Below are 19,402 nucleotides of genomic sequence, written 5' to 3'. Positions count from 1 at the left end.
ATCTGTACGCTGGAGTTCGCATGGCTCAGCCTGATGCCCGCTCCGAGATCCTCGCCCCCGCTCCCTGGGTCGAGGAACGCGGCGCCACGATCCGCATCACGGCCGTACGCACGTTCCTGACAGCCCCGCACGGCTGTCCCCATCTCATCGTCCGGGTCGAGACCAATGAACCGGGGCTGTACGGCCTGGGGTGTGCGAGCGATCCGCAGCGCACCCTCGCCGTGCGATCCGTACTCGACGACTATCTGGCGCCGCTGCTCGTGGGACGCGATCCCGACGACATCGAGGACATCCACCGGCTGCTGCTCAACAGCGCCTACTGGCGGGGCGGTTCCCTCACCGGGAACGCCCTGGGCGGCATCGACGTCGCACTGTGGGACCTGAAGGCCAAGCGGCTCGGCGCCCCGCTGTACTCCCTGTTCGGCGGACGGGTCCGTACCCGCGCCGACGCCTACACCCATGTCGACGGGGCCGACGCGGCGGAGATCGCGGACAAGGTGGCCGCCGCCAGGGAGCGCGGCTACCGGCATGTCCGGATCCAGGCGGCGGTCCCCGGCTCCGACACGTACGGCACGAAGGCGGCGGGCGCGGCCGACGCCCGCGCGCTGCGGGGCCGGTCGGTGCCGTGGGACTCCGCCGCGTATGTACGGAGCGTTCCGGGCATCCTCACCGAGGTACGGGAGCGTGTCGGCGACGAGGTGGAGCTGCTGCACGATGTGCACGAGCGGCTCGACCCGCGCCAGGCACGCGACTTCCTGCGCCGGGTGGAGGGAGCCGGGTTGTACTTCGTGGAGGATCTGCTCGCCCCGGAGGACGCGTCGCACTTCGCGGCGCTGCGCGCGGGCTCCTCCGTCCCGCTCGCCGTCGGTGAACTCTTCAGCGATGTGGGCCAGTTCCTGCCGCTGCTCGAAGGACCCGCCATCGACTTCGCCCGGATCAGGATCCCGACCCTGGGCGGTCTCACCCCGGCCCGCAAGCTGGCGGCCTTCTGCGAGCTGCGCGGCGTACGGCTCGCCCCGCACGGGCCCGCCGACGTCAGCCCCGTCGCCCAGGCCGCCACCCTCGCCCTGGACATCAGCAGCCACGCCTTCGGCGTCCAGGAGGCGGCGGTCTTCGCGTCCCCGGTCGCCGAGGTGTTCCCCGGCACGATCACGGCCCGCGACGGGGGCCTCGCCCCCCATGAGACACCCGGCCACGGTGTCGACTTCGACGAAGCCGCCGCCCGCCGCCACCCCGTGCCCGAGCCGCTGGAGCACGACCGCTGGGCCCTGCTGCGCAACACCGATGGGAGTGTGCAACGACCGTGACATCCGATGCCCGAAGGGCTCTTGTCGTCCGTGGCGGCTGGGAGGGACACCAGCCCGTGACGATCACGGATCTCTTCCTGCCCTTCCTGCGTGAGCAGGGCTACGACATCCGGATCTCCGGCACGCTGGACGTCTACACCGACGCCACCCTGCTCGCCGCCACCGATCTGGTGGTCCAGTGCTGGAGCATGGGCGAGATCACCAAGGAGCAGAGCACGGGGCTCGCCGCGGCCGTCCGGGCCGGCACCGGGCTGGCCGGCTGGCACGGCGGGATCGTGGACTCCTTCCGCGGCGATGTCGGCTACCAGCTGCTCACCGGCGGCCAGTTCCTCATGCACCCGCCCGGTTTCTCCGACCACGGGGTCACGCTGGTCAAGGAGCGCGCGGACCATCCGGTGATCGCCGGTCTCACCGACTTCCGCGTCCATACGGAGAAGTACTGGATGGCCACGGACCCGCTGATCGACGTCCTCGCGGTGACGGAGTTCGAGGCGGACGAGAACCGGTCGCGGCCGGTCACCATGCCCGCCGTATGGACCAGGAGCTGGGGAGCCGGGCGGGTCTTCGTCTCCGCCATCGGCCACAAGCCGGACGACTTCGATGTGCCCGAGGTCCGGACGCTCACCGAGAGGGGACTGCTGTGGGCGAGCCGCTGAGGATCGGCATGGTCGGCGCGGGCAAGATCAGCGGCGCCTATCTGGACACGCTGGAGCGGCTGGAGAACGTCACGCTCACGGCCGTTACGGATCTCGACCCGAGCCGCGCCAAGGCCGTCGCCGCCCGGGCGCCGGGGGTGGAGGTGGCCGGCTCGGTGGCCGATCTGGTGGTCCGCCCCGACGTCGACGCCGTACTGAATCTGACGATCCCGGCGGTCCACGCCGAAGTGGCCCGGGCGGCGCTCGCCGCGGGCAAGCACGTCTACGGGGAGAAGCCGCTCACCGCCACCCGCGAGGAGGCGGACACGCTGCTGGCCGCGGCCGAGGCGGCCGGGCTGCGGATCGGCTGCGCGCCCGACACCGTCCTCGGCACCGGCATCCAGACGGCGCGCAAGGCGGTCGACGACGGGCTGATCGGTACCCCCGTCGCCGCGACGGCCTTCATGACCACGGCGGGACACGAACGGTGGCACCCGGACCCGGAGTTCTACTACCGGCCGGGCGGCGGGCCACTGCTCGACATGGGCCCCTACTACCTCTCGGCGCTCGTCCATCTGCTGGGGCCGGTCGTCACGGTCACCGGCGCGGCCTCCCGGCCCCGCGCCGAGCGGGAGATCGGCAGCGGGCCACGGGCCGGTGAGCGGTTCGCGGTCGAGGTGGACACCCATGTCACCGGCATCCTGCGGCACGCGAGCGGCGCGCTCACCACGCTGGTGATGAGCTTCGACATCCATGCCGCCCGGCTGCCGCGCATCGAGGTGCACGGCACCGGGGGATCCCTCTCGGTCCCCGACCCCAACGGCTTCGACGGCCGGGTCGCACTGCACCGGGCCGGCGCGGAGTGGGAGGCCCTTCCGGTGTCGGCCGGATATATCGGGGCGGGGCGCGGCACGGGACTCGCCGATCTGGCGGCGGCGCTCGCCGCCGGCCGCCCGCACCGGACGTCGGCGGACCTCGCGCGCCATGTCCTCGACATCATGCTGACGCTGCTCGACTCGGCCGGGGAGGGCGTCTCGCTCCCGGTCGCGAGCAGCTGTACCCGGCCTGCGCCGGTGAACATTTAGCAGGGTCTTCACAGCAGGTCAGCAGGGAGATTTCCGGCCGGACGGCAGGGACACGGCGGTGTCCCTGCCGTCGCCGTACGCCCTTCGCGTCAATTCACTTACTTTCCGGCCGCTTCACTTTTCGGAAATTTATTGCCCTGACAATTCCTCATCCTGCCTTCACCACCAGGAAGAAGGAGGAATTGCGAAAGACGTTGACTTGATAACACTCTTGGTTTTACATGGCGGTTACTGGCTGGACAGGAAGGGCCGCCCATGCATGACCGCAGGAAGTCAGGAGAGGCGCGGATAGCCCATTTCCTCGCCGCCCGTTTGCGTCCCGCGCTGTATACCGGGCGGCTTCCCATGGAGGTCGGTGCCTGGCACATCCCGGGTGAGCCGGTCCCCGTCGCGGTGGCCCTGCGCGCCGACTACACGCCGTTCGTGGTCGGCGATGCCTGGGGCCGCCCCTGGTCCACCACGTGGTTTCAGGTCCGCGGCGCCGTCCCGGAGCGGTGGGCCGGCAAGCGGGTGGAGGCGGTCTTCGACCTCGGCTTCGGTCCCGAGAGCGGCTTCGGTCCCGAAGGCGGCTTCGGTCCCGAAGGCGGCTTCGGTCCCGAGGGCGGCTTCGAGTCGGGCCCCGGCCGGCACAGCGGCTCCGGCGGCCACGCCGAGGGACTCGTCCACGACACGCACGGCGCTCCCCTGCAAGGGCTGCACCCGCACCACCGGTCCGTGACCGTCGCGGCCCCGGCGAGCGGCGGTGAGCCGGTCCTGCTGCTCATCGAGGCCGCCGCCAACCCGTCGATCGACGCGCGCTCCGGCGCCGGCACCCACTACGGCGACCCGGTCACCGTCGGCGACGAGCCGCTCTACCGGCTGCTCCGCGCCGATCTCGCGGTCCGCGACGAGGACATCTGGCAGCTCATCCACGACATCGATGTGCTGGCCGGACTCATGCACGCGCTCCCGGCGGAACAGCCACGCCGGTACGAGATCCTGCGCGCTCTGGAACAGGCCGTCGACTCCGTCGACCTGCGCGACGTCGCCGGGACCGCCGCGCGGGCCCGCGAGATCCTCTCCCCCGTGCTGGCCCGCCGCGCGCACGAGTCCGCGCACACCGTGGCGGCCGTCGGCCACGCGCATCCGGACTCCGCCCGGCTCTGGCCGATGCGGGAGACCGTACGGAAGACCGCCCGCACTTTCAGCACCATGACCGCGCTGGCCGAGGAGTATCCGGAGCTGACCTTCGCCGCCTCCTCCGCCCAGCAGTACGCCTGGATGAAGGACCACCATCCGCATGTCTTCGAGCGGGTGCGCAAGGCCGTCGCCGACGGCAACTGGACGCCGGTCGGCGGCATGTGGGTGGAGCCCGACGGCAATCTGCCCGGGGGCGAGGCGCTGGCCAGGCAGTTCGTGTACGGCCGGCGCTTCTTCCGCGAGGAACTGGGCACCGACACGGACGGCGTGTGGCTGCCGGGCTCTTCCGGAATGAGCGCCGCCTTCCCGCAGTTGGCCACGCTCGCCGGGGCCCACTGGTTCCTCGCCCAGACGTTCGCGCGGAACGACACCAACGCCATGCCGCACCACACCTTCTGGTGGGAGGGCGTCGACGGCAGCCGTATTTTCAGCCACTTCCCGCCTGTCGGCACCGCCGGCTCCGCCCTGACCGGCGGCGAACTGTCCGAGGCGGTCGCGACGTACGCGGACAAAGGCGGCGGCACCCGCTCGCTGATGCCCTTCGGCCACGCCGAGGGCGGCGGACCCACCCGCGAGATGCTGGAGCGCGCCCGGCGGCTGGCCGACCTCGAAGGCTCCCCACGGGTCCGGATCCAGCATCCCGCGCACTTCTTCCGGGACGCCATCGACGAGTATCCGGACGCGCCGGTGTGGCGCGGCGAGCTGTATCCGGAGAGCCACCGCGGTACGTACACCAGCCAGGCGCGCACCAAGCGCGGCAACCGCCGCAGCGAATCGCTGCTGCGCGAGGCCGAGTTGTGGTCGACGACCGCCGCGGTGCGGGACGGCGTCCCCTATCCGTACGACGAGCTCGAAGCGCTGTGGAAGAAGGTCCTGCTGCACCAGTCCCACGACATCCTGCCGGGCGCGTCGATCGCCTGGGCGCACCAGGAGGCCGAGCAGACGTACCGCGAGATCCACCGCCGTCTCGATCATCTGATCCGGCGCGCGGTCGGGACGCCGGAGTCCGGCTCCGCCGCCGGCGTGTCCTTCTACAACGCCGGTCCCCTGCCGCGCCGCGAGGTGGTCGTGCTCGACGGGGCCGGTCCGGTGGCCGGCGGCCAGCCGCTCTCCGACGGGCGGACCGCCGTGCTGGCCGAGGCTCCCGCACTCGGCCGGGGTCCGGCAGGGCGCGAGCCGGCCGGGGTCGCGCCGGTGACCCTCGGCGCCGCGGCCGGCGGTGGGCATGTGCTGGACAACGGGCTGCTGCGGATCCTGATCGACGCCGACGGGCTCGTACGCTCCGCGCTGGACCTGACCACCGGCCGGGAGGCCATCGCGCCGGGCGCCGCGGGCAATCTGCTCCAGCTGCACCGCGACGACCCGGCGCGGTGGAGCGCCCGGAACCTGGACGCCCAGTACCGCGGCACCTGTCGCGACCTCGACCGGGCGCACCGCGTCGAAGTGGCCGAGAGCGGACCGCTGCTGGCATCCGTACGGGTGGTACGGAGCACCGGCCGGTCCACGATCGAGCAGGAGCTGTCCCTGACCGCGGGAAGCCGCGCCCTGACCATCGACACCGCTGTCGACTGGCGCGAGCAGGACACCATCCTCAAGGCCGCCTGGCCGCTGGACGTGCACGCCGAACACAGCCGGGGCGAGATCCAGTTCGGACATGTCGAGCGCCCCACGCACGAGAACACCAGCTGGGACGCGGCCCGTTTCGAGATCTGGGCGCACCGCTGGATCCATGTCGGCGAACACGGCTGGGGCGTGGCCCTGGCCAGTGACTCCACCTACGGCTACGACGTGTCGCGCCACACCCGCGAGGACGCCGGGACCACCACCACCGTGCGGCTCTCACTGCTGCGATCGGCGCACAGCCCGGACCCGCACGCCGATCGCGGGCCCCAGCGCTTCCGGCACTCGCTGCGGCCGGGGGCCGGTGTCGGCGACGCCGTCGCGGAGGGGTACGCCCTCAATCTGCCGCTGCGCCCCGGGCCTGCGGGCCCCGCCGTGCCCGCGCTGCTCTCCGTGGACCATCCCGATGTGATCGTGGAGGCGGTGAAGCTCGCCGACGACCGCTCGGGCGATGTGGTCGTACGGCTCTACGAGTCGCGCGGCGGCCGGGCGCGTACAGCGCTCACCGCCGCCTTCCCGCTCGCGGCGGTGTGCGAGACGGACCTCCTGGAGGAGACGCTCGCCGTCCATCCGCACCAGGACGGCTCGGTCGCGCTGACGCTGCGGCCCTTCCAGATCCTCACCCTGCGACTGGTCCGCGGGGCGCCGCCTGCGGCGGACCTCCCTCCGGGCGGGCACCGAGCGGGAGGCACCGGTGCCTGAAGCCCGCCTTGACGACGGCCCGGGCTCTCTGCCCCCGGAGCACCGGGCCGTCCTTCGCCGCTGGGCCGAGGACGGCGGCCCGCTCGCGACGCGCGCGAGCGTCGTGCTGCTCGCCGCCGACGGGCTGCGCGACGCCGAGATCTCCCGCCGCCTGGGGGTGTCCCGGCAGACCGTCGGGAGCTGGCGGCAGCGCTGGACGAGCGCGGGCATCGACGGTCTGGAACACCGTCCGCGCACCGGCAGGCCGGCCACCGTGGACGAGGCGGAGGTCGTCACCCGTACGCTGCTGGCGCCCGGCGGCAGCGGCGCCTCCCGCGCGGTCGCCAGGGAACTGGGGCTCTCGCACGCCACGGTCGCCGGGATCCGGCGGCGCTGGCGGCTGACACCGGACGAGGCGCCAGCTCCTTCCGTACCGACCAGACCGCCGCTGCCCGGCGCCGATGTGTGGGTGATGGGTCTGTACGTGGACCCGCTGCGCGCCGTACTCCTCGCCGGAACCCGGCAGGGGCCGGCTCCGTCGGCCGCCGCCGGGACGGTGATCGGTACCGATGTGCTCGCCGGACTCGACCGGGCGCTGGAGGCCGCGCTGACGGCGGCGCCGGCGCGGGTGACCGACGACGGCACCTCGGCGCGCGGGCTGGCCGACTATCTGGCCGTGGCGGGCCGCAGCCACCCGGACCTCGGGCTGCACGCGATCACGCTCTGGGACACGACGGGCACCACCACGGGCGTCACGGACGCGACGGGCGCCACCGGCACGTCCGGTCAGCCCGCCGCGTCCGACGGGCCGGTGACACGCCATCACATCCCGGCGCGGTCCACCTGGCGCACCTTCCTGCGGGCCATGATCGCGCTCGACAGCACCAGCCATCCGGAGTCCTCGCGCCGCGTCTATCTCGATCTGGCCGCCGAGCTGGAGCGGTACGCGACGGCGCGCGCCGACAGCCCGTGCACCGCGGTGCGCTGGCTTCGCGAGAACGTCGCCGGGCATCTGGGGGCCGACCGCTCGGCGGACAGCCCGGCACAGAGCCAGTCGTGGAGCGGGGTCAATCAGATCGATCTGGGCTCGTTCAACGAGTGTGTGGTCATCGAGACAGTACGGCTCTCGGGCACCATCACCCGGGGCGAGATCGCGCACCGCACCGGTCTCACCCAGCAGTCGGTGTCCCGGATCGCCCGCTCCCTGCTGGACCGGGGCATCCTCATCGAGGACGCGCAGCGCCGCGCCACGTCGGGCAAGCCCCGCACTCCGGTACGGCTGTGCGGTACGGCCGCGCACGCGCTCGGCATCCATATCGATCCGGAGGTGCTGACCGCGGTCGTCATCGACCTGGACGGGGCCATCGTCTGCACCCGTACCCGGCCCGTCACCGCCGACATCGATCCCGCGGAATTCGTGGAACGGGTGGCCGCGCTGGGCCGGGAGACCCTCGCCGAGGCGCGCGGGGCGGTGCGGGAGGAGGGCTTCCTCGGTATCGGTGTCGCCGTGCCCGGCCCGGTGGACATCGCGTCGGGCACGGTGCTCGGACCGCCGCTGATGTCGGCCTGGGGCGATCTTCCGCTGCTCTATCTGCTCAAGGACCACTTCCCGTGTCCCGTCCTCATGGAGAAGGACTCCACCGCGGCTGCCGCCGGGGAGCGGTGGATCGGGCGGGACCGCAGGGCGAGGGACTTCGCGTATCTCTATCTCGGTACGGGCGTCGGTACCGGGCTCTATCTCAATGGCGACATCTACCGCGGGATCAGTGCCAACGCCGGGGAGTTCGGGCAGCTGTGCGCCATCGCGCTGGGGCGCGTGGACAAGGACGGCCGGCCGGAGATGATGCCCGAGTGCAATCCGCCGGTGTCCGTGCCCGGTCTCGCGGTACGGGGCGGGATGCGTCCCGTACCGACCGCGTCGGGGAGCACCGCCGCCTATCTGGCGGTGGGTGAGGCCGCGGCGGCGGGCGATCCGGCGGCGGCCGCGGCCGTGCGCGAGGTCGCCCAGGCGGTGGGGCGGGGGGCGCTGGGGCTGGTCGATCTGCTGGACATCGATCTGATCGTTCTCGGCGGCCCGTTCTTCACCGAGGACGTCGCCGACTTCTATCTGGACGAGATCGCCCGTACGGTCAACGAGTTCCCGACGGCCAGACGGCTGCGGCGGGTCGAGGTCGAACCGTCCGTGCTGAGCGCGGAGGCGGCCGCGGTGGGGGCCGCGTCGACCATCTTCCACGCGACGTTCGCCCCGCGGCTGCGGGGGCGGGAGGGGCGCGCCCGGCATCTGCCGGCGGACTGAGCGGAACCGCCTGTACGAAACCGCCCGAGCGGATCCGTACCGGCGAATCCGAACGGGCCGCCGGGTGTGTCGTCCCGGCGGCCCGCGTGCGGTGCGTCGTGCTGGGGGCCGCTGTCAGACCCGTGGCTGGGTCGGCCGCGTGGCCGTCAGCCCGATCTGGCCCTTGAGCATCCGGCCGCCGTCGCCGGTCAGCCGCAGATAGTAGTCCGCCGAGCAGGAGGTGCCGTCCTCGTCGAGCGCCCAGATGCCCGATCCTGCCGGCACCTGCGCGCCGGTCTCGGCGGTCTTCGCGATCTGGTTGCCCTCGTTGAACTCGTCGAACATGGAGATGTAGACGCCCTGGGCGCCGACCCTGACCATGTTGTAGAACTGCCGCCACATGAAGTCGCCATGGGCGCGGTGCCGTTCCTGCAGATCACCCGGCATCACGCAGGGCTGGTAGTCGATGCCGTGCGCGTCGCAGTCGGCCTGGTCCGGGGTGTTGATGTCGCGGAAGAACTGGTCGGACTGGGCGGCGCTGGAGATCCGCCCGACCATCCACGGCGAGATCATGTTGAAGGAGTGGTACACGTCCGAGAAGCCGGGCCGTGAGTCGTCGGTGCTGTTCCGCCAGTGGGTGGGCACTCCACCGATGACGTAACACCCCTGGGACTTGAACCAGTCGACGACCTCTTTGCACGGCGCGGGCTCGAACGGCCGGCCGGGGTCGTTGAATCCGAAGCCCCAGATGCACACCACCGGCTTGCCGTTCTGCCGGGCGTAGGCGCCGGACGCGGTGTGCGCCTTCATTTTCGCCGTCCAGTCCTCCTTGATCTGGGACTGCATGGACGTCCAGCCGGTGACGTCGTACATGATGTAGAACTTCCGGCCGTTGGCCTCGGCGGCCTGGCGCACCTTCTGCGCCATCGCGTCCCGGGTGGGGCCCTCGGGGCTGAAGGGGTTGAAGCGCTGGAGCGCCGCGGTGTCGCAGTTGTTCTCCCGCATCCAGCGGAAGTGGGTGTCGACCGTCTGCTGGTCCCACGAGGAGAACAGCGTCGCGGGCTGGCCACCGTTGAGGTTCGCGTAGGCGGTGGGGTAACCCCGCGTGTACTCACGCATGTCCGGCCAGGACTTGATGGTGGTATTGCCCGGCGAGGGCGGCTGGCTCATGTTCTGACTCCAGTGCCACCACCCATTGATGGGGGCGCCGTCACCGGTGCAGGCGAACCAGCCCTGGTAGCCCACGGTGATTTTGCCGACCACGTCCCCGGGGGGACTCGCGGCGGGTCCGGCTTTCGCACGGCGTCTCGGTTCGGCTGCCGTCGCACCCTGGGGGGCGATGCTGACGCCACCGATCGCGGCCGATGCGGCCAGCGCGGACGCGATGGCCGATCGTCGGGACATATTCACGGAGGATTTCCTCCCGCCAGATATCTGCCGGAAATGCGTAAAGCCCTGGAGAGTGGGGGGATTTACAGGCGGCGGCAGTCCGCCCGGCTCCCAAGGGCACGTCTGTGCAAAGTAGTCGGGCAGTGCGGTCCGCCACAAGGCTGCGAACGCCAGGTATTCGGCCAAGAATTCCTTCGGTGTGTCAGTCCATTTTCTTTACGCTTTCCGTTTCCAGCGAAATGCGCAATAGCGCGGGGCCGCCCCGGATCCGACCCGTGTACCCCCGGTGCGCTCCCTCTGTGTCCCTCTGCGCTCGTCTGCGCTCGAATGCCCCTCGGTGGCACCGGGCATCACCTTCCCGACACCGTTGACGGGGGAGGTGCGCGGTGCACGGACCGGCGATGGCCGGCTGGCTGCTCGTCGCGCTCTGCGTGGCCGCCGGGAGCTACTGTCTGCTCCGGTTACGCAGCAGCGTCGAGGAACAGCGCGGTTCGGCGGGCGGCGAAGCACTGATGGGGTTCGGAATGGCGGCCATGGCGGTGCCCGCGGCCGCCGTGCCGGCGCCGCCCCGGTGGGTCTGGCTGGTGTACGCGGCGGTGTTCGCGGGTGCGGCGCTGTACGCCCTCGCCCCGAACCGGTCATCGGCCCGCGGCACGGCGCACCACGCGCATCACCTGCTGGGGATGGTCGCGATGGTCTACATGGCCGGGGCGATGGCCGCCGCGCCCGGCGGGGCGCACGGCGCGCACACGGCGGGCGGCGCCCCGTTGGTCACGGGAGTCCTGCTGGTCTACTACGCCGGGTATGTGCTGCGGACGGGCGCCGGCCTGCTGCCACGGCCCGCCGCGGCCGGGCCTGCGGGCGGCGGCACGGCCACGGTCGGCTGGGGCGACCGGCCCGAGCTGGCGCTGGCCTGCCGGCTGTCCATGGGCATCGCCATGCTCGCGATGCTGCTGACGCTCTGACGTCCCGTCCCGGCCATGGGTCGGCGCGTCACGCGGGCCGAAACCGTGTCGTAGGTCACTTGACCCGCAAGTCCGTACCGCTGGTCGGCACCGCCCTCATACTCTGGTGACCATGATGGTCTCCCTGGCGCTGCTGCTGCTCGGTGCACTGGCCGCCGTCGTCGCCCCGCGGCTCCTGTCGCGCGCCGACTGGCCGGAGCGCGAGCCCGTGGTGGCGCTGTGGGTGTGGCAGTGCGTCGTGGCGGCCGTGCTGCTGAGTTTCGCGCTCTCCATGACCTTCAGCGCGGCCGCCGCCTGGCAGGCCGTACGGGGCCATGTCTTCGCGCCCGCCCCGAACGGAGTGGTGGAGGCGTACGCCCTCGGCGCGAACCGGCCGTGGTCGGCCGTGCTCGCCGTGGTCCTGGCGTGCGGCGGCCTCTGGACGGCGGCGATGCTCACCCGGGAGATCCACCAGGCACGCAGGCGGCGCGGGCAGCGCCGCGGCGACCTGCTCGTACGCTCCCCCCTGCTGCCCGGCGAGGAGCCCGGCGGCGATCGTCTCGTCGTACTGGAGGGTGAGCGGCCCGACGCCTGGTGGCTGCCGGGCGCCGCGCCCCAGCTGGTCATCACCACCGCCGCGCTGCGCCGGCTGAAGGGCCGGCAGCTCGATGCGGTACTCGCCCATGAGCAGGGCCACGCGCGCGCCAGGCACGACTGGCTGCTGCACTGCTCAGCGGCGCTCGCGTACGGCTTTCCGCAGGTGCCGGTGTTCGCGGCGTTCCGTGACGAGATGCACCGGCTGGTGGAGCTGGCCGCCGACGATGTCGCCTCGCGGCGGTTCGGCCGGCTGACGATCGCGCTCGCGCTGGTCGAACTGAACGAGGACCGCGGGGTGTTCGGGCCCGGCACCACCCCGGACGCGCAGCTGCCGCAGCGGGTGAACCGGCTGCTGGCGCCCGTGCCGCGGCTCACCGCGGGGCGCCGGCTGCGGCTGACCGCGGCGGCCGCGCTGGTGCCGGTGGTACCGGTACTGGTCGCTTTCGTCCCGGCGCTCCGCGCCCTGGGCTAGGTCCTGTCCGGTCGATCTTCGTGGATCAGCCCGCGGCGTCCGGTGCGGTACATCGCAAGGCGGAGGATCGTCCTCGTACTGGACGTACTTGGACGACTCCGACAACGCGGCGAGGTGCCGTGCCGGGCGTCGCGGGCCCGCGAAGATCGACCGGACAGGACCTAGGTTGACGCGTACTTCGTCGGCAAGGATCACCTCATGTACTCGCCGCCGATTCCCACTGCCGCGCCGGCCACTCCCCCGACGCGTCCCCCGCTGGTCACACCGGCCCGTACGGCCGCCGTGCTGGCCGCCCTCTCGGGTGTGCTGGTGGTGCTCGTCGTGGCGCGGTGGGGGCCGCTGCTCCGGCTGGACCGCGCGCTCGCGGAGGGACTGCACCGCTGGGCGGTGGCCGAGCCGGGAATCACCTGGGTCAACCGGGTCCTCACCGACTGGGCCTGGGATCCCTGGACGATGCGCCTGCTGACGGCGGCGGCCGTGGTCGCGGTGTATCTGCGGGGCGGTCGGCTGCTCGCCGTCTGGGTCTCGGCCACGAGTGCGGTGGGCGCGGCCCTCTCCCAGGGGCTGAAGGCGGGGGTGGGGCGGGAGCGTCCGCAGTGGCCCGACCCGGTCGACTCCGCGCACTTCGCCGCGTTCCCGTCCGGACACGCCATGACGGCCACGGTGACCTGCGGACTGCTGCTGTGGCTGCTGCGGCGCCAGGGAGCGGGCCCGCTGGTGTGGCGTACGGCGCTGGCCGTCGCGGTCCTCTCGGTGGCCGGGGTGGGCCTCACCCGGCTCTGGCTGGGAGTGCACTGGGGTACGGACGTGCTGGGCGGCTGGCTGCTCGGTGGCTGTCTGGTCGCCCTCTCGATCGCCACGTACGGCCGCCTGGCCTTGTCCCGGGAGCGGTGACCCCGCGAGGATCGGACGCATGACGTTCAAGGGTGTGCTCTTCGACTTCTCCGGAACCCTCTTCCGTATCGAATCGGCGGGATCCTGGCTGCAGGCCGCGCTCGACGAGGCGGGCGCCGCCGTGCCGCCCGACGAGGTGCGGCGGTACGCGATGCGGCTGGCCGTGGCGGGTGCGCTGCCCGGCGGCCCCTCCCCGCAGCAGGTGCCGCCGGATCTGGCCGCGCTGTGGGCCACCCGCGACGAGAGCGCCGCGCGGCACCGCGCCGCGTACACCGGGCTGGCCCGGCAGGTGCCGCTGCCCGACCCCGCCCTGTACGACGCGCTCTACGAGCGCCATATGACGCCCGCCGCCTGGCGTCCGTACGCCGACGCCGCCGAGGTGCTCGGCGCGCTGCGGCGCGGGGGGCTCGGCGTCGCGGTGGTGAGCAACATCGGCTGGGATCTGCGGCCCGTCTTCCGCGCCCACGGCCTGGACTCGTTGGTGGACGCGTATGTCCTCTCGTACGAGCACGGCATCCAGAAGCCGGACGCGCGGCTCTTCCAGGCGGCCTGTGACGAGCTGGGACAGGATCCTCACGATGTGCTGATGGTCGGGGACGACCGGGGGGCGGACGGCGGCGCGGCGGAGCTGGGCTGCTCGGTGCATTTCGTGGACCATCTGCCCGTGGAGGAGCGCCCGGCCGGACTGCGGCCCGTCGTCGCCCTGGCGAGCCGGGGACCGCTGCCGTAACCCTGGGGCGGGGCCCCGGCCGGGGCCCCGCCGAAATCCCGGAAACGGACGGCCGGAACCCCGGAAACGGGCGCTCCCGCGCCGTCCGGGCACGCCGAAGCCGCCTGCCTTGGGCGATCCCCCGCGTCGCCCAAGGCAGGCGGCAGCCCCGTCGCACGGGCCCGGAGGGCGCGCAGCAGGACGCTCTGAGTATATTGGCTGAGAGCCAGTCAACGCAGGAGTCAAGCATGTCCCCGCGGAGCGCATCGGTCAATGAAGAGCTCCGCCGTCGTTCCCGGGAGCGGTTGCTGCAGGCGACGGTGGAGCTGGTCGCCGAGCGCGGTTACGAGGCCACGACGCTCGCCGACATCGCCGACCGGGCCGGTTCGGCGCGCGGTCTCGTGTCGTACTACTTCCCGGGGAAACGCCAGCTGCTGCAGTCCGCGGTGCACCGGCTGATGCACCGCACGCTGGAAGCCGCGCTGGAGCGCGAGCCGGCCACGGACGACGGGCGGGAGCTGATGGCGCGGGCGATCGACGCCATCCTCGGGCTGACGGCGGAGAGCCCCGTGCTGATGCGGACGCACATGGCCGGAATCCTGCAGGCCGAGGGCTTTGTGCAGTGCCCGGAACAGCAGCGTCTCGCGCAGCTGCTGCGCGAGACGGTCGTGCGGTACGGCTCACAGGCCCCGGACAGCGACTATCCGCTGCTGCGCGCCCTGCTGATGGGCGCGGTCTTCGCGGTCCTGATGCCGGGGGCGCCGATGCCACTGCCCCGGCTGCGCGCCGAGCTGTTCAGGCGCTACGGGCTGGAGTGGGAGCTCGGCGTTCCGCCGGACGGGGAGCCGCCCGGCGGAACGAGTCAGGACATCGTCCTTCAGTGGCCGAAGCGGTCGAAGTAGTCGGGCTGCGTCTGGACGTTGAGCTCATCCAGTCGCACCCGCTTCGCCGGGTCGGTCCTGCGGTCGTCGAGCTTCAGCACATCGAAGCCCTTGGCGATGTCGTTCGAGTAGATGTAGCCGTTGTAGTAGTACGCCGACCAGGGCCCCGCGGTCGTGACACTGGTGGTGGAGATGGGACCGCGCTCGAAGAAGGCGATCTCCTTCGGCTTCGAGGAGTCGGTGAAGTCCCACACCGAGATGCCGCCCTGGTACCAGGCCTGGACCATGATGTCGCGGCCCTTGACCGGGATCAGCGAGCCGTTGTGGGCGACGCAGACCTCGGTCTCCGCCTGGTAGCGGGGGATCTTGAAGTAGCTGCGGAAGACCAGCTTGCGGTGGTCGCCCCGGCCGACGATGTCGTAGATGCCGTCGGCGCCGCGCTTCGGGCCGATCTCGGCGTTGCAGGTGGCGGCGCCACCGCCGCCCAGCTCATCGGTGAAGACGACCTTGTCGGCATCCTGGTTGAAGGTGGCCGAGTGCCAGAAGGCGAAGTTGACATTGTCCTGGACCCGGTCGATCACCCTGGGGCGTTCCGGGTTCTTGATGTCGAAGAGGATGCCGTCACCCATGCAGGCGCCGGCGGCCAGGTCCTTCGAGGGCAGCACGGTGATGTCGTGGCAGCCGGTGGTCGCGGAGACACCCGGGTTGGTGGGCGCGCCCGGGTTGCCGCCGTCCGGGAACAGCACGGGGAAGTTCACGATCGCGGCGTTCTGCGGGGCCTTGCGCGGCACCTTGATGATGGAGATGCCGTCGTGCGGCGGCTGGCAGTCCGGGAAGGTCGCGCTGGGCGAGTACGAGGAGACGTAGATGTAGACGTCCTTGCGCTCCGGCACCAGCGTGTGCGTGTGCGAGCCGCAGGCGGTCTCGACAGCGGCGACGTACTTGGGGTTCCGCTTGTCGCTGATGTCGAAGATCTTCATGCCCTCCCAGGAGGACTTCTCCGTCGCGGGCTGCGTGGCACTCGTGCAGGAGTTGTCACTGCGGGAGGAGTCCGTGGAGAGGAAGAGCAGGTCACCGGAGACGGTGATGTCGTTCTGCGATCCGGGACACAGGACCTGGGCGACCGTCTTCGGCGACCTCGGGTTGCTGATGTCGAAGATCCGGAAGCCGTCGTAGTTGCCGGAGAAGGCGTACTTCCCCTGGAACGTGAGGTCCGAGTTGGTCCCCTTGATCAGGTCCTTGGGGACATTGACCAGGTGCTCGATGTTGTCGCTGTGGACGATCTCGTCCACACCGGGTATGTCGCCCTTCTCGATGGCGGCCTTCGCTTCGGCGGCCACGCCGGCGGAGATCTTCTGCTGGGCGGGGCCATCACCGGGGTCGGGGGTGGCCGCCGCCGGTCCAGCGGTCAGCAGCGTGGCGAAGAGCCCGGCCGCGGCTGCCGCCACGCCCAGACGTCTGCGCCGCGCTCGGGTGGTGTGCAACGAGATCACTGCGTCCTCCCTTGTATCCGTTCAGAGTTGAACGGGTCACGGACCTCGGCAGTATCGTCCCTCTCATGTACATCTCAACAGATGGCAACAGAGACGTAATGAAAGTTTTTGATCACTCGTCCACGGAAGCGTGTTAGGACGGTGTTCTGCCCCGTCATGTACCTCAGGAGGTCGCTGTGTTGATCCGCCACAGGAGCCCGCGCGTGCGCAGGTCCGCCGTCGCGACCGCGGTCGCCGTCGCCGTACTCGCCCTGGGAGCCTGCGACTCGGGCGACGACAGCCCCGCGAAGGCCAAGGGGGACGGTGCCCGGGGTGTGGTGGCACCCGGTGCGCCGGGTGAGCCCGCGCGGACCCTCTCGCCCGAGGAGGCGGTGAAGGCCGCCCCCGACAACACCCCCAACTCCGCAGATTTCACCTACGCGCAGATGATGATCGTCCATCACGGCCAGGCGCTGGAACTGACGGCGCTCGTGCCGGACCGGGCCGCGTCGACGTCCGTGAAGGGGCTCGCCGATCGGATCGCCGCCGCGCAGAAGCCCGAGATCGGCGCGATGGAGGGCTGGCTGACCCAGCACGGCGGCGCCCGGAAACAGGCGGGGCACGACCACGGCACGATGCCCGGAATGGCCACGAAGGCCCAACTGGCGCAGTTGCGGGCGGCAAAGGGCAAGGCCTTCGACGAGCTCTTCCTCAAACTGATGATCACTCACCATCAGGGGGCGATCACCATGGCCACCGAAGCGCTCTCAGAGGGCAACAACGTGCAGGTGGAGGAGATGGCGACCGATGTCATCGCCCAGCAGACCGTCGAGATGAGCCGGATGCGCGGGATGTGAGGCACGGGCCGACCGGCGGTCCGGGTGCCGTGCGGTCAGCGGCGGTGGTGACGGGGTGACAGATGACCCTCGTCGCGGGCGCCGGCGATCAGCCTCAGCGACTTGCGGCGGCTGAACCCGGTGGCGGACATCACCGCGAGCACCGGATCCTGGCCCTCCTGCTGGGCGGCGCGGTAGATCTCGGCGACGCTCAGCCGGGTGGCGCCGCCGCGCTGCACGGCGGGGCGGCCGCGGTGCCTGCCGGTCGGCTCACGTTCCTCACCGCGGTCGGCGTGCGGACCGCTCTCGGACACGTCAGCCGCGTCCGGCTGGACGATGGCCGGTTCGACGGTGGCCGCTTCGACGACGGCGGGTTCGACGGCCGGTTCGACGGCTGCTTCGGCGGCCGCGGGCTCGATGGCGTCCGGTCCGCGCTCGGCCGGCTCACCGAGGGCGGGCTCACCGAGGGCGGGCTCACCGGCCGCGGGCTCACGGGTGGTGACCTCACTGGCGGCGGGCTCGACGGCCGCGGGCTCACCGGCGGGCCGGTCGCCGGCGGGCTGCGGCGCGGGTGGCCGGTGATGACCGGCGACCACCTGGCAGGCGTTCACGAGCGGTGCCTCGATCGCCTCGGCGAGGGCGGCGAAGCCGTCCAGGGCCAGCGGTGGATCGGCTTGCGCGCCCTCGATGGCGATGCGGCCGTCGCGTACCACCGCCAGCACATCGAGCCGGGCGCCGTCCGCGAAGGTCAGCCGGATGTCGACCCAGGGCGGGACGACCTCGCGCCGGGCGGCGCCGTCCCGGGGATCCCCGGAGCCGGTGACGGTGCCGTGCCCCTGCACCTCCCAGATGGGCCACTCGTACGCGTCGTGCTCATTCGGGTCCTGGGCGGAATTCAATTTATGTTCCGACACATTCGCACCTTAATCAGCCGATTCGCCCTGATTGTCAGGGCGCGCACGTGCTCACTCCGTACGGCACCCTGTCGGCTCATCGCACCGGTCCGGCGCGCCGGTGCGATGCTGGAATCCCGGTGGGAAGGAGTGCGCCGTGCTGCGCATCGCCGTCGTCGGATCCGGTCCCAGTGGCGTGTACGCCGCCCAGGCCCTCGTCCAGCAGACCCGTGTGCCCGATGTCCAGGTGCAGATCCTGGACCGGCTCCCCTGCCCGTACGGACTGGTGCGCTACGGCGTCGCGCCCGACCACGAGAAGATCAAATCGCTCCAGAGCAGTCTGCGGGCGGTGCTGGAGCACGAGCGGGTCGGCTTTCTCGGCCATGTCGAGGTGGGCACGGGAGGGCTCACGCCCGAGCGGCTGCTCGAGCTGTATCACGGCGTCGTCTACTGCGTCGGGGCCGCCAGGGACCGAGCGCTCGGGGTGCCCGGCGAGGAACTGCCCGGCAGCTTCTCCGCCACCGACTTCGTCTCCTGGTACAGCGCCCACCCCGACGCGGCGACCAGGGGATTCGCGCTGGACGGAGAGTCGGCGGTGGTGATCGGCGTGGGCAATGTCGCCGTCGATGTGACCCGTATCCTGGCGCGCGGCGCCGATGAACTGCGCACGACCGATGTGCCCCACGCGGCTCTCGGGGCACTGGCCGCCAGCGGCCTGCGCGAGACGCACATCGTGGGCAGACGGGGTCCTTCACAGGCGAAGTTCACCACCAAGGAGCTGCGGGAGCTGGGCTCGCTCCCGTCGGCGGAGATCAGGGTGGAGCAGGCGGACCTGGATCTGGACCCGGCGTACACGGGGACGGCGGAGGTGACCCTGCCGGCGGCGAACCGGCGCAATCTGGAGGTCGTACGCGGCTGGGCGGCGCTGCCTCCGCAGCATCGGGCACGCCGGATCCACCTGCGGTTCTTCCTGCGGCCCGTGGAGATCCTGGAAGCGGGCGGACGGGTCGCCGGGGTGCGTTTCGAGCGCACCGTGCCGGACGGCGAGGGCGGGGTGCGGGGCACCGGCGCGTACGAGGACATCAAGGCGCAGCTCGTGCTGAGGGCGGTCGGCTACCGGGGCGTACCGCTGGCGGGGCTGCCGTTCGACGCGACCACGGGCACGGTCCCGCACACGGCGGGGCGTGTGCTGCGGGACGGCGTGCCCTCCCCCGGCGAATATGTGGCCGGCTGGATCAAGCGCGGCCCCACGGGGGTGATCGGCACCAATCGGCCCTGCGCGAAGGAGACCGTCGCCTCCCTTCTCGACGATGCTCCGGCGCTGGCCGCACGGCGGGTGGCGGAGGATCCCGCCGCCGCGCTGCGGGAGTCGGGTCAGCGGCCGGTGGAGTGGCCGGGCTGGCTGGCGATCGAGGAGGCCGAGTCGGCGCTCGGGCGGACGCTGGGGCGGCGGTCGGTGAAGATCCCGGACTGGCCGGGACTGCTGGAGGCGGCACTGCGCGGGCCCGGCAGACCGGAGTCGGACCGCTGAGA

At 71.8% G+C, this 19,402-nt stretch carries 15 protein-coding genes; 12 read left to right on the top strand and 3 right to left on the bottom strand.

Translation table 11 applies throughout. The features are described 5' to 3' along the window. The first annotated feature begins 20 nt into the window (after positions 1-20). The 5 genes from ACFVWW_RS33170 (at position 21) to ACFVWW_RS33150 (ending at position 8,803) form a co-directional block, all read left to right on the top strand. Positions 21-1,307 (top strand): enolase C-terminal domain-like protein, encoded by a 1,287-nt coding sequence (locus tag ACFVWW_RS33170; RefSeq protein ID WP_384192606.1) that lies wholly within the window; start codon positions 21-23, stop codon positions 1,305-1,307. A gap of 56 nt (positions 1,308-1,363) precedes the next feature. Next, a complete protein-coding gene (locus ACFVWW_RS33165) occupies positions 1,364-1,963 on the top strand; it encodes a ThuA domain-containing protein (protein WP_386878005.1) in 600 nt (199 codons plus the stop codon). Next, on the top strand, positions 1,948-3,027 hold the full coding sequence (locus ACFVWW_RS33160) for a Gfo/Idh/MocA family protein (RefSeq protein WP_386878004.1): 1,080 nt from the start codon (positions 1,948-1,950) through the stop codon (positions 3,025-3,027). Before ACFVWW_RS33165 ends, ACFVWW_RS33160 begins: the two co-directional genes overlap by 16 nt. 255 nt (positions 3,028-3,282) lie before the next feature. Beyond that, entirely contained in the window at positions 3,283-6,528 is a 3,246-nt protein-coding gene (locus ACFVWW_RS33155; protein ID WP_386878003.1) for an alpha-mannosidase, read from the top strand. Beyond that, a complete protein-coding gene (locus ACFVWW_RS33150; RefSeq protein WP_386878002.1) occupies positions 6,521-8,803 on the top strand; it encodes an ROK family protein in 2,283 nt (760 codons plus the stop codon). Before ACFVWW_RS33155 ends, ACFVWW_RS33150 begins: the two co-directional genes overlap by 8 nt. A 114-nt stretch (positions 8,804-8,917) precedes the next feature. Here ACFVWW_RS33150 and ACFVWW_RS33145 read toward each other — a convergent pair whose 3' ends face one another. Continuing rightward, positions 8,918-10,186 carry a glycoside hydrolase family 71/99-like protein gene (locus tag ACFVWW_RS33145; RefSeq protein WP_384192594.1) on the bottom strand — a complete coding sequence of 423 codons (1,269 nt, stop codon included), beginning with the start codon at positions 10,184-10,186 and terminating at the stop codon, positions 8,918-8,920. A gap of 371 nt (positions 10,187-10,557) precedes the next feature. Between ACFVWW_RS33145 and ACFVWW_RS33140 the strand changes: the two genes are divergently transcribed. The 5 genes from ACFVWW_RS33140 to ACFVWW_RS33120 all read left to right on the top strand — a co-directional run bounded on the left by ACFVWW_RS33140 (position 10,558) and on the right by ACFVWW_RS33120 (position 14,689). Continuing rightward, complete coding sequence (locus ACFVWW_RS33140) at positions 10,558-11,136, top strand: DUF5134 domain-containing protein (RefSeq protein WP_384192591.1); 579 nt, start codon at positions 10,558-10,560, stop codon at positions 11,134-11,136. A gap of 112 nt (positions 11,137-11,248) precedes the next feature. Then, entirely contained in the window at positions 11,249-12,184 is a 936-nt protein-coding gene (locus tag ACFVWW_RS33135; protein WP_386878001.1) for a M56 family metallopeptidase, read from the top strand. Between the two features lie 198 nt (positions 12,185-12,382). Beyond that, positions 12,383-13,078: a phosphatase PAP2 family protein gene (locus ACFVWW_RS33130; protein ID WP_384190851.1), complete on the top strand. Its 696-nt coding sequence runs from the start codon at positions 12,383-12,385 to the stop codon at positions 13,076-13,078. A gap of 19 nt (positions 13,079-13,097) precedes the next feature. Beyond that, positions 13,098-13,808: an HAD family hydrolase gene (locus ACFVWW_RS33125; protein ID WP_384190854.1), complete on the top strand. Its 711-nt coding sequence runs from the start codon at positions 13,098-13,100 to the stop codon at positions 13,806-13,808. 227 nt (positions 13,809-14,035) lie between these two features. Further along, positions 14,036-14,689 carry a TetR/AcrR family transcriptional regulator gene (locus ACFVWW_RS33120; RefSeq protein WP_384190857.1) on the top strand — a complete coding sequence of 218 codons (654 nt, stop codon included), beginning with the start codon at positions 14,036-14,038 and terminating at the stop codon, positions 14,687-14,689. Here the strand turns inward: ACFVWW_RS33120 and ACFVWW_RS33115 are convergent. Then, the gene (locus ACFVWW_RS33115; protein ID WP_384190860.1) at positions 14,665-16,161 is read right to left on the bottom strand and encodes an LVIVD repeat-containing protein; all 1,497 of its coding nucleotides are present in this window, start codon (positions 16,159-16,161) and stop codon (positions 14,665-14,667) included. The two genes, ACFVWW_RS33120 and ACFVWW_RS33115, sit on opposite strands and share 25 nt — an antisense overlap. Positions 16,162-16,364: 203 nt before the next feature. Between ACFVWW_RS33115 and ACFVWW_RS33110 the strand changes: the two genes are divergently transcribed. After that, positions 16,365-16,997: a DUF305 domain-containing protein gene (locus ACFVWW_RS33110; protein ID WP_386877999.1), complete on the top strand. Its 633-nt coding sequence runs from the start codon at positions 16,365-16,367 to the stop codon at positions 16,995-16,997. Positions 16,998-17,032: 35 nt separating this feature from the next. Here the strand turns inward: ACFVWW_RS33110 and ACFVWW_RS33105 are convergent, their stop codons facing one another. Next, positions 17,033-17,890: a DUF6214 family protein gene (locus tag ACFVWW_RS33105; protein ID WP_386877998.1), complete on the bottom strand. Its 858-nt coding sequence runs from the start codon at positions 17,888-17,890 to the stop codon at positions 17,033-17,035. Between the two features lie 136 nt (positions 17,891-18,026). Here ACFVWW_RS33105 and ACFVWW_RS33100 point away from each other — a divergent pair, with 136 nt between their 5' ends. Beyond that, on the top strand, positions 18,027-19,400 hold the full coding sequence (locus ACFVWW_RS33100) for an FAD-dependent oxidoreductase (protein ID WP_386877997.1): 1,374 nt from the start codon (positions 18,027-18,029) through the stop codon (positions 19,398-19,400). Positions 19,401-19,402: the final 2 nt, after the last annotated feature.

This window comes from Streptomyces sp. NPDC058198 (assembly GCF_042882605.1).
Lineage (GTDB): Bacteria > Actinomycetota > Actinomycetes > Streptomycetales > Streptomycetaceae > Streptomyces.
The sequence above is the reverse complement of the archived record's forward strand: the minus strand, read 5'-3'. Positions and strand labels throughout refer to the sequence as shown.

Bases quoted from the DNA above. Each gene is read 5' to 3' on its own strand.
- ACFVWW_RS33130 (WP_384190851.1), top strand. From the start codon at position 12,383: ATGTACTCGCCGCCGATTCCCACTGCCGCGCCGGCCACTCCCCCGACG.
- ACFVWW_RS33125 (WP_384190854.1), top strand. From the start codon at position 13,098: ATGACGTTCAAGGGTGTGCTCTTCGACTTCTCCGGAACCCTCTTCCGT.
- ACFVWW_RS33170 (WP_384192606.1), top strand. From the start codon at position 21: ATGGCTCAGCCTGATGCCCGCTCCGAGATCCTCGCCCCCGCTCCCTGG.
- ACFVWW_RS33145 (WP_384192594.1), bottom strand. From the start codon at position 10,186: ATGTCCCGACGATCGGCCATCGCGTCCGCGCTGGCCGCATCGGCCGCG.
- ACFVWW_RS33135 (WP_386878001.1), top strand. From the start codon at position 11,249: ATGATGGTCTCCCTGGCGCTGCTGCTGCTCGGTGCACTGGCCGCCGTC.
- ACFVWW_RS33120 (WP_384190857.1), top strand. From the start codon at position 14,036: ATGTCCCCGCGGAGCGCATCGGTCAATGAAGAGCTCCGCCGTCGTTCC.
- ACFVWW_RS33155 (WP_386878003.1), top strand. From the start codon at position 3,283: ATGCATGACCGCAGGAAGTCAGGAGAGGCGCGGATAGCCCATTTCCTC.